This window comes from Burkholderia sp. BCC1972 (assembly GCF_905339605.1).
Classification (GTDB): domain Bacteria; phylum Pseudomonadota; class Gammaproteobacteria; order Burkholderiales; family Burkholderiaceae; genus Burkholderia.
Genome location: NZ_CAJPGH010000004.1, coordinates 101682 through 114120, shown reverse-complemented (window position 1 = coordinate 114120; position 12439 = coordinate 101682). Strand labels below are relative to the sequence as shown.

The window sequence follows — 12439 nt, the reverse complement described above, 5'->3', positions numbered from 1 at the left end:
AGCAATTGAGGGTATTTCTGAAAAAAGTGTATACAGAGGTGAATTGCGGTGCTTAAATTTGCCCAACTCGACACGACATCGGAGGGCGGTCAGATGGTGGAGATCAAGCGATACGGCGTGAGTGAACGGATGAGCCAGCTGGTGGTCGCGGGCGGGCTGGTATTCGTCTCCGGGCAGGTAGCGGACGACACGTCGCTCGACGTGGCGGGCCAGACCCGTCAGATCCTCGACAAGATCGACCGGCTGCTCGAAGACGCGGGGCTCGACAAGCGCCGGATCGTGTCCGCGAGCATCTGGCTGGCCGACTATCGCAGCTTCGCCGAGATGAACGGCGTATGGGACGCGTGGGTGCCTGAGGGCGACGCACCGGCACGGGCGTGCGTCGAATCGAAGCTCGCGTTTCCGCAGTACACGGTCGAGATCGCGGCGATCGCCGCGAGCTAGCGCAGGAGAACCGAACGATGAAGACGATTGTGCTCGGCGGCGGCATCGTCGGCGTGACCACTGCGTACTTTCTCGCGAAGGCGGGCGACGAGGTGACGGTGATCGAACGTCGCGACGGCGTCGCGCTCGAAACGAGCTTCGCGAACGCGGGCTTGATCGCCCCCGGGCATTCGTACACCTGGGCGTCGCCGCGCGCGCCGAAGATTCTCTTCAAGTCGCTGTTTGCCGACGGCCAGGCGCTGCGGCTCAAATGGACGCCCGACTGGCGAATGTGGGCATGGTGCGGGCTGTTCCTGCAGAACTGCACGGCCGAGCGCTCGCGACGCAACACGTCGATCAAGGTACGGCTGTGTCGTTATGCGCAGCAGCGGCTTCAGCAGGCGACGCGCGACGAACTGCTCGAGTACGACCGGACGAGCGGAGGGCTGTTGTACCTGTACCGTGATCCGGCGTCGTTCGAGCGCGGCGTCGCGAACATGCGGATCCTGACCGACAACGGTCTGCCGCTCGACATCCTGGATGCGCGGGCCACCATCGAACGCGAGCCGGCGCTACGCCATGCGGCGGGTGCGATCGCGGGCGCGATTCACTGCCCGACCGACGAGAGCGGCGACGCGCATCTCTTCACGCGCGCGCTCGCCGAGCGCTGCCGTGCGCTCGGCGTCGAATTTCGCTTCGACACGTCGATCGACGGCGTGCGCGCGAGCGCCGATGCGATCGACTACGTCGAGACGTCGCACGGCCGCGTGACCGGCGATCGATACGTGCTCGCGCTCGGCTCGTATTCGCCGGTCGTCGCGCGGTCGCTCGGTTACCGGTTGCCGATCTATCCGGTCAAGGGGTACTCGGTCACGCTGCCGATCGGCGACACGCACGAGCCGCCCGCGCTCGGCGGCGTCGAGGAAAACCAGCTCGTTGCATGGGCCCGCTTCGGCAACCGGCTGCGGCTGACCGCGACAGCCGAGTTCAGCGGCTACGACACCACGCATTCGCCGGCCGATTTCGCGCACATGCTGGCGACCGCGCAGGCACTGTTCCCGAACGGCGCCGACTACTCGACACCGTCGTACTGGGCCGGGCTGCGGCCGATGACGCCGGAGGGCACGCCGATAATCGGCGCATCCCGGCACCGCAACCTGTTCTTCAACACCGGCCACGGCCATATGGGCTGGACCATGTCGTGCGGCACCGCGAAGATCGTGGCGGATCTGATCCACGGCAAGCGGCCCGATATCGACATCACCGGAATGACACTGCAATGAGCGAACTACTCTCTTCCTCTCGGGCGTCCGAACCGGGCGTCGGAGCCGGCCCGGTGCACGACGCCTACGCCCGATTCGGTTTCTCGCTCGACGCCGGCATCGCACGGCGTGCGGCGATCGGCCTGGTCGTGCTGGCGACCGATCATACGATCGAATACGAGTGGCGGCGTCTGCTCGCGATCGATGGCGTCGCATTCTACGAAAGCCGGATCGCGAATTCGGCCGAGATCACGGCCGAGACGCTCGCGCGGATGGATGGCGGGATCTGCGCCGCGGTCGAATTGATCCGGCCGGGCGAGCGCCTCGACGTCGTGGCGTTCGGCTGCACGTCGGCGTCGACGGTGCTCGGCGAGGAGCGCGTATTCGAGCGCATCCGCGAGGCGCGGCCCGGCGTCGCGTGCACGACGCCGATTACCGCGGCGCGCGTCGCGCTCGCGGCGCTCGGCGCGCGCGGGGTCGCGCTGCTGACACCGTACGAGCGCGCGATCAACGATGCGATGGCAGCGTATTTGCGCGCGCGCGGCGTGGATATCGTGCGGGTAGGCTCGTTCGAGCACCGCGACGACAACGAGGTCGCGCGGATCGAGCGCGCGTCGATCGAGCACGCGGTGCTGACGCTCGCCGCCGATCCGGCCGTCGATGCCGTATTCGTGTCGTGCACGAGCCTTCGCATCGTCGATGCGCTGGCCGAAATCGAAGCGCGTGCGGGCAAGCCCGTGCTGTCGAGCAATCATGCGCTCGCGTGGCACGCGCTGCGGCTCGCCGGTATCGACGATCCCGTGCCGGGCTTCGGCAGCCTGCTGATGCGCTGATGCATGGCTCGTGCGGGTAAAAAGACGCGCGCTGGCAAATTGCCGATGGATAATGACGCGCGGTGACAACAGGTGGAACCAGGAGACGAGATGTCGACTTCCGTTATGGCTGGCCGGGAGACCGCGGCGCCGACGCGCACGGGCCTCACGGTCAACGAGATTTACGAGCAGCTGAAACAGATGGCTGTGCTGTACAAGATTCGACCGGGCGAGCGGTTCAACGAGCTGGAACTCGCCGAGCGCTTCAACGTGAGTCGCACGCCGATTCGCGAGGCACTGAACCGGCTCGTTGCCGAAAACCTGCTGGTGTTCGTGCCGAACCGCGGTTTCTTCATTCGGGAACTGGAGGGGAAGGATGTGTTCGATCTGTTCGAATTGCGCCGCTCGATCGAGACGACCGCGGTGACGCTGGCGTGCGAACGTGCGTCGGACAACGACATCAAGGCGCTGCGTCGCTTCTGGAAGCAGGTGATGAAGAATGCCGCGCGGATGTCGTCGTCCGAGCTGGTCGTCAAGGACGAGCAATTTCATCTGGAGCTCGCCGCGTTGTCGGGCAATGCCGAGATCGGCCGCGTGCTGCAGGGGATCAACGCCCGGATTCACTACGTGCGGTGGGTCGATGTCGATCAGCGACGCAACGAGGCGTTCACCGAGCATCTCGAGATTCTCGACGCGCTCGCCGAACGCGACGCGGCGCGTTGCGCGACACTGACCGACACGCATATCCGCTGGCGGATGGAGGAGATCACGCGCGTCGTCCAGGCGAGCGTCGTCAAGCTGTACGCAAAATAGAGAAAGACCGGCGGCAGCGCCTGCGACGGCCGCGTGCGGCACGCGAACGGGCGGGACCGGGCCGGTCGGCGAGACAAGCAGTCGTGCAAAGGAGGACGGGCCGCCCGGATCGACCGGCGCGGCGCATCGCTACTTGATCGTCACGAGGTGCCGTCATGACACACGGTACGTTGGTCACGCTGTATAAACCCTCCGCAGCGCAGATCGAGCATTTGCTGACCTTGCCTGCGAAAAGCCCCGCCGTCGTCGCGGTCGACAATTCGCCTGCCGCCGATCGTGCGCTGTACGCGCGTCTGGCGGCAGGCGGCGTCGACGTGATCGCGAATCACAATCGCGGCGGAATCGCCGGTGCGTTCAACGCCGGCGTCGAATTCCTGATCGGCCGCGGCTGCGACGTCTTCTTCATCTTCGACCAGGATTCGCACGTTCCGGACGACTATTTCGATCGGATGCTGGCCGGCTGCGCGCGGGTGGGCGACAGCCGCTTCCTGGTCGGCCCGCGGATCTTCAACCGCAATTTCCAGCGCGACCTGCCGTTGTTCACGGTGCGCCGCTGGTCCGCGCAGATCACGCCGATCCACGGCGGCGCGCATGGCTTGCTGTCGTGCTCGGTCATCATCTCGTCGGGCACCGCGATTTCGCTCGACGCGTATCGCGCCCTCGGCCGCTTCCGCGAGGATTTCTTCATCGATCACGTCGACGCGGAATACTGCATGCGCGCGCAGGCGCACGGCGTGCCGGTGCGCGTCAACGCCGACGTGTCGCTGCCTCACGAGCTCGGCAGCCCGTCGGCGCAGCAGCACTGGCCGCGCGTCGAGATATTCGATCAGAGCGCGCTGCGCCATTACTACGCGGCGCGCAATTGCATCCTGGTCGCCCGCGACTACTGGCGACGCTATCCGGCCATGCTGCTGATCAATCTCATCACGCTCAAGCACGTGGCGTTCGTGCTGCTGCATGCGCGCAACAAGCGCCTGAAGTTGAAGGCGATCTATTGCGGCGTGACGGACGGGCTGCGCGGCCGGTACGGCCGCGTGTGACGCACGCGGCAGCGCGCGTATCGGCGCATGACGAATGCGCCACATAATTTGGACTTCTTATTATAAAGAGGAATTCGCGATGACCCAGACTACGCCGATTCACCGCCGCTATACGGGCGCGTTCTCCGTCGCGCCGACGATCTTCACCGAAGCGGGCGAGATCGACATGCCGGGCCAGAAGCGCTGTGTCGACTTCATCATCGAGGCGGGCGCGGACGGCCTTTGCATCCTGGCGAACTACTCGGAACAGTTTTCGCTGACCGACGACGAACGTGAGCGGCTCATCGCGGCGATCCTCGAGCACGTGGCGGGACGCGTGCCGGTGATCGTGACGACCACGCATTTCAATCCGGCGATCTGCGCGGCGCGCAGCCGTGCCGCGCAGGCGGCCGGTGCGGCGATGGTGATGGTGATGCCGCCGTACCACGGCGCGACGATTCGTTGTGGCGAGGCCGCGATCGAGCAGTTCTACGCGGCGCTTTCCGATGCGATCGCAATCCCGATCATGTACCAGGACGCGCCGATGAGCGGCACGCAGGTATCGGCCGCGTTCCTGGCCCGCATCGCGCACACGATTCCGAACCTGCGCTATTTCAAGATCGAGGTGCCGCAGTCGGCGTCGAAGCTGCGCGAGCTGATCGCGCTCGGCGGCGACGCGATCGAAGGGCCGTTCGACGGCGAGGAAGCGATCACGCTGCTCGCCGATCTCGACGCGGGCGCGACCGGCAGCATCCTCGGCGGCGGTTATCCGGACGGGCTGCGGCCGATTCTCGCCGCCTATCTCGCCGGGCGGCGGGACGAGGCGGTTGCCCAGTACGAGCGATGGCTGCCGTTGATCAACTACGAGAACCGTCAGGCCGGCTTGCTCGCGGCGAAGGCGCTGATGAAGGAGGGCGGCGTGATCGCATCGGACGCGCCGCGCCGTCCGCTCGCGCCGCTGCATCCGGCGACGCGTGCGGGCCTGGTCGAAATTGCGCGACGGCTCGACGCGCTGGTGCTGCGCTGGGCACGCTGACGCGACGATCTCGCAGGACGAGGTGGCGATTTGCGCCGCAATCCGTGCGCACGACGCGTACGGGCGGCTTCCGGACTCGACGACCCAACCAAGGAACCCGAAGAATGAGCATGCCGACGATACGCGCGGTCCGCGCGCTGACGGTGCGTGGTGGCGGTGCCGACTACCACGACCAGGATGCCGGTCACTGGATCGACGACCACATCGCGACGCCGATGTCGCGCTATCCCGAATACCGGCAGAGCCGCCAGTCGTTCGGCATCAACGTGCTCGGCACGCTCGTGATCGAAGTCGAGGCCAGTGACGGGACGGTCGGTTTCGCCGTGACGACCGGCGGCGAGATCGGCGCGTTCATCGTCGAGCGGCATCTCGCTCGCTTCATCGAAGGGCAGCGCGTGACCGACATCGAAAAGATGTGGGACCAGATGTTCTACGCGACGCTGTACTACGGGCGCAAGGGTGTCGTGCTCAATGCGATTTCGGGCGTCGATCTCGCGCTGTGGGACCTGCTCGGCAAGGTGCGGCAAGAGCCCGTGCACCAGCTGCTCGGCGGCAAGGTGCGCGACGAGCTCGAGTTCTACGCGACCGGCGCACGGCCGGATCTTGCAAAGGAGATGGGCTTCATCGGCGGCAAGCTGCCGCTGCATCACGGCCCGGCCGAGGGGGACGCCGGCCTGCGCCGCAATCTCGATGCGCTCGCCGAGATGCGCTCGCGCGTCGGCGACGATTTCTGGCTGATGCTCGACTGCTGGATGAGCCTCGACGTGCCGTATGCGACGCGGCTCGCGCACGGGGCGCACGCGCTCGGCCTGAAATGGATCGAGGAATGCCTGCCGCCCGACGACTACTGGGGCTATGCGAAGCTGCGCCGCGATGTGCCGCGCGGCATGCTCGTCACGACCGGCGAGCACGAGGCGACCCGCTGGGGCTTCCGGATGCTGCTGGAGATGGAGTGCTGCGACATCATCCAGCCGGACGTGGGCTGGTGCGGCGGGCTCACGGAGCTGATGCGCATCTCGGCGCTCGCCGACGCGCGCGGCGTGCTGGTGATTCCGCACGGGTCGTCGGTCTACAGCTATCACTTCGTCACGACGCGGCACAACAGCCCGTTCGCCGAATTCCTGATGATGGCGCCGCAGGCGGATCGTGTCGTGCCGATGTTCGATCCGCTGCTGCTCGACGAACCGGTGCCCGTCGGCGGGCGCATGAAGGTGCCCGACACGCCCGGCTTCGGCGTGCGCCTGAATCCGGACGTGCGCATGCAGCGCCCGTATGAACACTGAGCGCGCGCAGGCGCACGCCGGCGTCGCGACGCCGGCTGCTGCCGAAGGCGTGATCGTCAAAGTCGAAGGGGGCGCAATGACGAAGTTGCTCGAAGACAGGGTCGTCGTCGTGACGGGCGGATCGCGCGGGATCGGCCGCGCGATCGCGCTGGCGTGCGCGCGGCATGGTGCGGACGTCGTCGTCAACTACTGGACGAACCCGCTGCTGCCTGCGCAGGCCGATCACGCGATCGATGCGCTCGTCGACGCGATCCGCGCGACGGGGCGCCACGCGCTTGCCGTGCCGGGCGACGTCGCGCAGCCCGACACGGCTAGCGCACTGGTCGCGGCGGCGGTCGAGCGATTCGGCCGGATCGACGTGCTGGCGAGCAACGCCGGAATCTGCCCGTTCCACGGGTTCCTGGATTTGCCGCCCGATCTGCTGCAACGAACGATGGAAGTGAACCTGCACGGTGCGTTCTACATGACCCAGGCCGCCGCACGACAAATGGCCGCGCAAGGGCGCGGCGGCGCGATCGTCGCGACCAGCTCGATCAGCGCGCTGGTCGGCGGCGGCATGCAGACGCACTACACGCCGACCAAGGCCGGCGTCCATGCGCTGATGCAATCGTGCGCGGTCGCACTCGCGCCGCATCGGATCCGCTGCAATTCGGTGCTGCCGGGCACGATCCGGACCGAGATCAACGACGACGATCTCGCGGCGCCCGGCAAGACCGAGTACTTCGAGCGCCGGATCCCGCTCGGCCGTCTCGGCGAGCCGGACGACGTCGCCGACTGCGTCGTGTTTCTCGCATCCGACATGGCGCGCTACGTGAACGGCGCCGCGCTGCTCGTCGACGGCGGCATGTACGTGAACCTGCAGTGAAACTACGAGGCATGGCCATGGAAACGATCGCCTTCAGGATGCGCCTGCACCCCGGCAAGCGGGACGAATACCGACGCCGGCACGATGCGATCTGGCCGGAACTGGCCGACGCGCTTCGTGCGGCGGGCATATCGGACTACCGGATTTTTCTCGACGACGACACCCATCACCTGTTCGCCGTGCTCAAGCGGCCGGCCGATCACCGGATCGCGCAGCTCGCCGAAACGGACGTGATGCGTCGCTGGTGGGCGTACATGGCCGACCTGATGGAGACCGGGCCGGACGGGCGTCCGGTCGAGAAATCGCTGGAGCCGATGTTTCATCTGGAATGAGGCCGGCGCCGGCGCATCGTGCCGGACGACGCTGGACGAAGAACGCGCGGCGTGCGGCATCGTGCGCGCCGCGCGTCACCGATTCGCATGAACTGATGGAGCCGTCATGCAGATTGTCGATCCACACGTCCATTTCTGGGACGCGGACATGCTCAGCTACAGCTGGCTCGATCGCGCGCAGCCGGCGTTCTCCGGCGCGGTCGCGGATTTGCCCCGGCGGTACGGGCCCGCGGAGTTGCGCGCCGACGCCGGTGCGGATATCGACTTGTTGAAGGTCGTGCACGTCGAGGCGATCCACGATGCGTGGACGACCCCGAGCGAAGTCGACTGGCTGCAGGCGCTTGCGGATGCGCCGGCGAGCGACGGGATGCCGAACGGCATCGTGGCGGGCGTCGACCTGTTCGCGCCGGACGCGCGCATCCGGCTTGCCGGCGCGGCGGCACATCCGAACGTGCGCGGCATCCGGCAGGTATTGAACCGGCATCCGGACCCCTGGTACAACTACGTCGACGTGGACTATCTCGCCGAACCGCGCTGGCGCGAAAATTTCGGCATGCTAGACGAATTCCGGTTGTCGTTCGACCTGCAGTTGTACCCCGCCCAGGTCGGTGCGGCGCTCGCCGTGATCGATGCGCATCCGGACACGCCCGTGATCGTCAATCACACGGGCATGTTCGTCGATCGAGCCAGCGTGCACGGCTGGCGCGAATGGCGCGACGGACTGCGCGGGCTCGCGCGGCGTGCGAACGTGACGATGAAGCTCTCCGGGCTCGCGATGTTCGACCATCGCTGGACGGTCGAAAGCTTCCGTCCGTACGTGCTGGAGGCGATCGACGTGTTCGGCGCGACACGCTGCATGTTCGCGTCGAATTTCCCGGTCGACCGGCTCCATGCCGACTACCGGGCGCTCTGGCGCGCGTATGCGGCGATCGTCGCCGGCGCCGGCGAGGACGAACGCGACGCGCTGTTCACCGGCACCGCGCTGCGGGTTTATCGGTTGTGAGCCGCGTGGCGTGGTGCGAACGTGTCCGCAGTCAGGCGACGCACGGCGCGTCCGCCTGAATCATGCGTGTGCCGAAGCGGCGATCAGGTGCCGTAGATGTGCTCGCAGAGCGCGACGCTCGCTCCCAGCTTCCGGGACAGATCCGCGGCCGCGTCCAGTTGCGGTCGATCGAGTTCGCCCGACTCGTGCGCGACGCTGAGGCGAGACGCGGGACCGGAAAGCGTCAGCGCCGCCATGAACTTGTCGCCGGCGCCGAAGACCGGCACCGCGAACGCTGCCGTGTGCACGTCGCGCGCACCGGCGGTGAAGAGGGGCAGTGCGGGCGGCTTGTCGTAGATCGGTTCGCCGAGTCCCCAGAAACGGATCACCTGGCTGATGGCGGTGTCGTCGAGCGGCAGCATCGTCCCCGCGAGCCGCGTTTCACGCAGACCTTCGGACGGCTCGACCCGAAACAGGCAAAGCCGATGCCCGCTGTCGTGCACGTAGTACGATGCGCTCTCTTTCGTCAGCGCGGCCAGCGCATGCAGCGCCGGTTCAACCACCGTGGACAGATGGAAAGATTGCTCGTACAGCTTGCCGAGGTACAGCACGCGATGTCCGAGCGAATAGTTGCCGGATTGCGCGCGCACGACATAGCCCATTCGCTCCAGTGAATTCATCAGGCGATAGACCGTCGTCTTGTGCATGCCGGATGCCTGCGACAGCATCGCGAGCGACTGCGATTCGGCGCCGGGCTTGAAGCAGTCCAGCAGCGAAAGCGCTTTCTCCACGGCAACCACGCCGTCATTTCCCATTCCTTCTCTCCCGTCGTCACTCGACAAGAATTGTACAGAGTAAAACGCTGGTTTACCACGTAAAAGGGTAAACGCCAGTGCCATGGCGCGCGTCCTCTGGCTATAGTGGTTTCACCATGTACACCAGTGTTGTACAGAGTACAACGCATAACCCGAGGTCGAGTCATGAGCAACCCATCCGTCAGCCCTTCTCCGATCAATCGCGACATCGAGCGCGTGCCGCCCGAACTCGTTCAGGCAGCCGCGCGCTACCAAGCTGCGATCCTGGCCGATGTCGCCGGCCGGCGCGGCACGGTGCATGGCCGCGTTCGGCCGCTGTCGTCGAAGATGAAGGTCGCCGGCCCGGCGCTCACGGTCGAAGTCCGCGCGGGCGACAACCTGGCGATCCATGCGGCGCTTGCCGTCGCGAAGCCGGGCGATGTCATCGTGGTCGACGGCAAGGGCGACATCTCGTGCGCGCTGCTCGGCGAAATCATGGCGGCGCAGGCGAAGGCGAGCGGCATCGCCGGCATCATCATCGACGGCGCGGTGCGCGACGCGCATGAGCTGGCCAACGGCGACTATCCGGTCTTCTCGGCCGGCCTCAATCCGTGCGGCCCGACCAAAAGCGTCGCGGGGCGCGTGAATGCGCCGATCTCGCTGGGCGGCACGGCGGTCAATCCGGGCGACCTGGTGGTCGGCGACGCCGACGGCGTCGTCGTCATTCCGCGCGACGACGTCGCGCGCATCGTCGATCTCGCGCAGAAGAAGCTCGACGCCGAAACCGCGCGTATCGCGGCGATCCACAAGGGCGACCTTCGTCCGGGCTGGGTCGAGAAGGAACTGCGCGCAGCGGGCATGCTGGCCGAAGGCGAGGCGCTGTGATGCAGACCGCTTCGCATCGACCCGTGGTCCTCGTGACCGCCGCCGACCTTGCGCCGCAAGCGCTCGACATGCTCACGCAATTCGACGTCGTGTTCGCCGGCAAGCAACCGACCGAAGACGACCTCGTGGCGCTCTGCACCAAGCACAAGCCGATCGCGATCATCGTCCGGTACGGCAAGATCAACGCCCGCATCATGGACGCGGCCGAAAACCTGCAGGTGATTTCGAAGCACGGCAGCGGCATCGACGTGATCGATCAGGACGCGGCCGCCGCGCGCGGCATCGCGGTGCGCGCCGCGGTCGGCGCGAATGCGGCCGCCGTCGCCGAGCATGCATGGGCGCTGCTGCTCGCGTGTGCGAAGTCGGTTCCGCAACTCGATATCCGTATGCGCGAAGGCCATTGGGACAAGGCGACTCACAAGTCCGTCGAACTCGACGGCCGTACGCTCGGCCTCGTCGGACTCGGCGCGATCGGCCGGCGGGTGGCCGCGATCGGTGCGGCGTTCGGCATGAAGGTACTCGCGTTCGATCCGTTCACGAAGGAAGCGCCTGCCGGTGTGAAGCGGGTGCCGCTCGACACGCTGTATGCAGAGGCGGACGTCGTGTCGCTGCATTGCCCGTTGACGGCCGACAACCGCCGGATGCTCAACCGCGACACGTTCGCGCGCTTCAAGCGCGGCGCGATTCTCGTCAATACCGCACGCGGCGGCTTGATCGACGAAGCCGCGCTTGCCGACGCGCTGGCGAGCGGCCAATTGCGCGCGGCCGGGCTCGACAGTTTCGACGTGGAACCGATGACGGTGCCGCACCCGTTCCAGCAGATTCCCAACGTGATTCTGTCTCCGCATGTCGGCGGCGTGAGCGATGCCGCGTACGTGAACATGGGCAAGGGCGCGGCCGCCAACGTCCTCGCGGTGCTCGACGAACGCGCGCACAGCGCGGCCTGAACCCTGAACTTCGAGGTACGCATGTTTTATCTGACGAACCCCGACGTGCGCGAAGCCGAAGTATTCACGCGCATGCCGGAGAAGTTTCGCAAGCCGGACGTCCGCACGGAATGGGCGCGCGCGAATCGCGGCGGCATGGTCACCGATTCTTTTCTCGAAGGGCCGGTCTGGGATCCGGACGGCTACCTGTTCGTCACCGACATTCCGCACGGGCGCATTTTCCGCATTTCGCCGTCGGGCGACTGGGATCTCGTCGCCGAATACGACGGCGAGCCCAACGGGATGAAGCGCTTCGACGCATCGCACCTGATCATCACCGACTACCGGAACGGCCTGATGCTGCTCGATATCGAGCGCGGTGAAGTGCGCCCGTATCTCGCGCGCCGCAACACCGAGCGCTTCAAGGGCGTGAACGACCTGACGTTCGACTCGGCCGGCAACCTCTATTTCACCGACCAGGGGCAGACCGGGCTGCACGATCCGACGGGCCGCGTGTATCGGCTCTCGCCCGACGGCAAGCTCGACATGCTGCTCGGCACCTGCCCGAGCCCGAACGGGCTCGTCCTGTCGCGCGACGAGAAGGTGCTGTTCGTCGCGATGACTCGCGGCAATGCGGTGTGGCGCATGCCGCTGCAGGCCGACGGGTCGGTCAGCAAGGTCAGCCAGTTCTTCACGTCGTACGGGCCGAGCGGCCCGGACGGCCTCACCGTCGATCTCGAAGGCCGCCTGTTCGTCGCGAATCCGGGGCTCGGCCGCGTGTGGGTGCTCAACCACTGTGCGGAGCCCGTCGAGATCCTGACCGGACCGAAAGGGGCGTCGCTCACGAGCGTGTGCTTCGGCGGTGCCGACATGAAGACGCTCTTCATCACCGAATCGACATCCGGTTCCGTCCTGAAAGCGGACATGGCCATTGCCGGCCCGCTGCCGAAACAGTCAGTCAGTCAGGGCTGAGACCCACGAGCCGGGAAGCCGCTCGCCGGTTTCCC

14 protein-coding genes are annotated in these 12439 nt (G+C 66.6%); 13 read left to right on the top strand and 1 reads right to left on the bottom strand.

Annotated features, from left to right (window positions below; translation table 11 throughout):
- The first annotated feature begins 93 nt into the window (after window positions 1-93).
- The 10 genes from U5798_RS08130 (at window position 94) to U5798_RS08085 (ending at window position 8848) form a co-directional block, all read left to right on the top strand.
- The gene (locus U5798_RS08130) at window positions 94-444 is read left to right on the top strand and encodes a RidA family protein (RefSeq protein WP_185658242.1); all 351 of its coding nucleotides are present in this window, start codon (window positions 94-96) and stop codon (window positions 442-444) included.
- A 17-nt stretch (window positions 445-461) separates the two neighbouring features.
- Window positions 462-1706, top strand: a complete 1245-nt coding sequence (locus U5798_RS08125) for a D-amino acid dehydrogenase (protein WP_322081755.1) — start codon at window positions 462-464, stop codon at window positions 1704-1706.
- A complete protein-coding gene (locus tag U5798_RS08120; protein ID WP_124455513.1) occupies window positions 1703-2518 on the top strand; it encodes an aspartate/glutamate racemase family protein in 816 nt (271 codons plus the stop codon). Before U5798_RS08125 ends, U5798_RS08120 begins: the two co-directional genes overlap by 4 nt.
- A 90-nt stretch (window positions 2519-2608) precedes the next feature.
- Window positions 2609-3310, top strand: coding sequence for a GntR family transcriptional regulator (locus tag U5798_RS08115; RefSeq protein ID WP_124455514.1), 702 nt, complete (start codon window positions 2609-2611; stop codon window positions 3308-3310).
- Window positions 3311-3465: 155 nt separating this feature from the next.
- Window positions 3466-4350: a glycosyltransferase family 2 protein gene (locus tag U5798_RS08110; RefSeq protein WP_124455515.1), complete on the top strand. Its 885-nt coding sequence runs from the start codon at window positions 3466-3468 to the stop codon at window positions 4348-4350.
- Window positions 4351-4429: 79 nt separating this feature from the next.
- Window positions 4430-5365, top strand: a complete 936-nt coding sequence (locus tag U5798_RS08105) for a dihydrodipicolinate synthase family protein (protein ID WP_124455516.1) — start codon at window positions 4430-4432, stop codon at window positions 5363-5365.
- Window positions 5366-5469: 104 nt separating this feature from the next.
- Window positions 5470-6648, top strand: coding sequence for an L-rhamnonate dehydratase (rhmD, locus tag U5798_RS08100; protein WP_124455517.1), 1179 nt, complete (start codon window positions 5470-5472; stop codon window positions 6646-6648).
- A 76-nt stretch (window positions 6649-6724) separates the two neighbouring features.
- Window positions 6725-7513 (top strand): SDR family NAD(P)-dependent oxidoreductase, encoded by a 789-nt coding sequence (locus U5798_RS08095; protein ID WP_124455607.1) that lies wholly within the window; start codon window positions 6725-6727, stop codon window positions 7511-7513.
- A 17-nt stretch (window positions 7514-7530) separates the two neighbouring features.
- Window positions 7531-7845: an L-rhamnose mutarotase gene (rhaM, locus tag U5798_RS08090; RefSeq protein ID WP_322081754.1), complete on the top strand. Its 315-nt coding sequence runs from the start codon at window positions 7531-7533 to the stop codon at window positions 7843-7845.
- Window positions 7846-7951: 106 nt separating this feature from the next.
- Window positions 7952-8848, top strand: a complete 897-nt coding sequence (locus U5798_RS08085) for an amidohydrolase family protein (protein WP_322081753.1) — start codon at window positions 7952-7954, stop codon at window positions 8846-8848.
- A gap of 83 nt (window positions 8849-8931) precedes the next feature.
- Here the strand turns inward: U5798_RS08085 and U5798_RS08080 are convergent, their stop codons facing one another.
- Window positions 8932-9642, bottom strand: a complete 711-nt coding sequence (locus U5798_RS08080) for an IclR family transcriptional regulator (protein WP_322081888.1) — start codon at window positions 9640-9642, stop codon at window positions 8932-8934.
- Window positions 9643-9807: 165 nt separating this feature from the next.
- On the opposite strand from U5798_RS08080, the gene U5798_RS08075 reads away from it, so the two are divergent.
- The 3 genes from U5798_RS08075 to U5798_RS08065 are packed head-to-tail and all read left to right on the top strand — an operon-like array spanning window position 9808 to window position 12404.
- Window positions 9808-10506: an RraA family protein gene (locus U5798_RS08075; RefSeq protein WP_322081752.1), complete on the top strand. Its 699-nt coding sequence runs from the start codon at window positions 9808-9810 to the stop codon at window positions 10504-10506.
- Window positions 10506-11453 (top strand): NAD(P)-dependent oxidoreductase, encoded by a 948-nt coding sequence (locus U5798_RS08070; RefSeq protein ID WP_322081751.1) that lies wholly within the window; start codon window positions 10506-10508, stop codon window positions 11451-11453. Before U5798_RS08075 ends, U5798_RS08070 begins: the two co-directional genes overlap by 1 nt.
- A 21-nt stretch (window positions 11454-11474) precedes the next feature.
- Window positions 11475-12404, top strand: a complete 930-nt coding sequence (locus U5798_RS08065) for an SMP-30/gluconolactonase/LRE family protein (protein WP_322081750.1) — start codon at window positions 11475-11477, stop codon at window positions 12402-12404.
- The last annotated feature ends 35 nt before the right edge of the window (window positions 12405-12439 follow it).